This is a genomic window from Streptomyces sp. NPDC005728 (genome assembly GCF_040630895.1).
In the GTDB taxonomy this organism is placed as follows: Bacteria; Actinomycetota; Actinomycetes; order Streptomycetales; family Streptomycetaceae; genus Streptomyces.
Map to the genome: position 1 here is coordinate 1 of NZ_JBEXYL010000272.1, position 1,953 is coordinate 1,953.

At 69.9% G+C, this 1,953-nt stretch carries 1 protein-coding gene and 1 pseudogene; both read left to right on the top strand.

Translation table 11 applies throughout. The features are described 5' to 3' along the window. Positions 1-1,188 (top strand): hypothetical protein (locus tag ABZ471_RS48490; protein WP_359075579.1); only part of this gene is annotated, 1,188 nt, incomplete at its 5' end. Between the two features lie 330 nt (positions 1,189-1,518). Beyond that, positions 1,519-1,953: pseudogene (locus ABZ471_RS48495) on the top strand (Teneurin-2); the annotation flags it as partial.

Below are 1,953 nucleotides of genomic sequence, written 5' to 3' on the forward strand. Positions count from 1 at the left end.
GTCCTCCCGGTCATGGTCCCCCGTCGCCAGGAGTTCGACCTGGGCGCCCGTGTCCACAACCGCGGCCCCGCCATCGCCAGCGGAGAGCACATCACCGTCGTGCTCACTCTGGCCGACGGCCTGGAAAGCACCCAGGAGAACAACGGGCGGCGCCTGACCCGCACCTTCCCCGGCACCGACCTGGCCCCCAACAAAGGCTCACTGGACGGTGTCTTCCGCGTCCGCGCCGCGGACACCGCCAAGCCGGGCACGTACGAGTCCACCCTGGAGATCCAGTACGGCGGCGACCTCAACCTCAAGGACAACACTTTCACCCTGCCCGTCACCGTCGTCGTCCCCGAACCGACCGCTGACGAGCGAGCCCTGACCGTCTACCAGGAGCACATCCCGGAGGTCGCCCCCGGCCAGGTGGCACGCCTCCTGCTGCGGTACGTCTCACCTGTCGGCCAGCCGGTCAACCCCGGCATCATCACCCAGCGCTTCACCGCCCCCACCGGCTTCACCTTCACCGGCCGGCCCACCTACACCTACCCCGACACCATCCAGGGCGCCATCACCGGCGACCTGGAACACGAGATCTACGACTTGGGCCGAACCCTGGTCATCCGCGACAACCCGCACCTGAACACCACCACCACCGACGCGGGCACCCTCATCTACAGCATCGGCCTGCGCGCCCAGCCCGATGCCGCCGCCAGCCTCGCAAGCGACGGCTCGGCCAGCATCGGCCGGCGCTCCCCCGTGCAGATCCTGGCCAAGGTCACCGGCGCCGCTGCCGGGCACAGCGTCCGTATCGTCCAGACCCAGCTCGAGAAGGCGCGAGTGAAGCCCGGCCAGCAATGGGTCTACCCGGTCGTGCTCACCCTGACCAACGCCGGGCGCACCCGGATCGGCCCCCAGGACATCGTCTTCACCGCCCCCGAGGGCCTGTGGTTCACCGAGAACCGGGTGATGATGTCCCGCGAAGGGTCGACGTACGAGACCGAACTGGCCGGCCAGCGCTCCGACGGCAACCGAACCCTGACGATGCGGGGCGCCGCCCTCGACCTGGACCCCGGCAAATGGGCTGTCGTCTATCCCGAGATGGAAGTCCAAGCCGACGCCGCGACCGGCGCCGTACGCGTCGGCGTCCGCATCGGCAACCCGCCCTTCGCCAGCGGAAACGCCACCGTCACCATCGAGGCATAACCCCGCGAAGACCATGCTTGGCGCGGGGCGAAACCCACTCGAAGAGGCCAGGCCCTCTTCCTGGACAGAGAGGGCCCGAGCCTCAGCGGTGCATATCGCGAAGGCCTCCCGAGCCGCCACCGCGGCCAGGCATGCCCGCGAACGCCACACGGGTGGCGTCCCCCTGACTCCTGGAGAGGCCGCCGCATCGAGCGCCACGGCGGTCGCCTCCCGCTCAGTGATGTCCCGTTCGCATTCCGCGCCGAGCACAGCCGGGCGCGGCTATAAGAGCCCGGGGCGCGCCCGGACTGGAATACAGCCGCGCCTCGCACTACAACAGGAGGAACAGCGATGACAACCAGATCCCTCGCCACGGCGGCCTTCCCGGACGGCACGATCGTCGCAGTGGCAGGCAACGGTGAGTGCGGTTTCGCCGGGGACGGCGGCCCGGCGACCGCCACCAAGCTCAGCCTCCCCCGGGGCCTGGCAATGGACGGGGAGGGGAACGTCTACGTCGCCGACTTCTCCAACGACCGCGTGCGCAAGGTGACGCCCAACGGGATCATCACCACCGTCGCCGGCAACGGTGAGTGCGGTTTCGCCGGGGACGGCGGCCCGGCGACCGCCACCCAACTCAACCGCCCCACGGACGTGGCCGTGGACGCGGCGGGGAACCTCTATATCGCCGACTACCTCAACGACCGCGTGCGCAAGGTGACGCCCAACGGGATCATCACCACCGTCGCCGGCAACGGCCAGGCCGGCTACGTCTCCGACGGCGGCCCC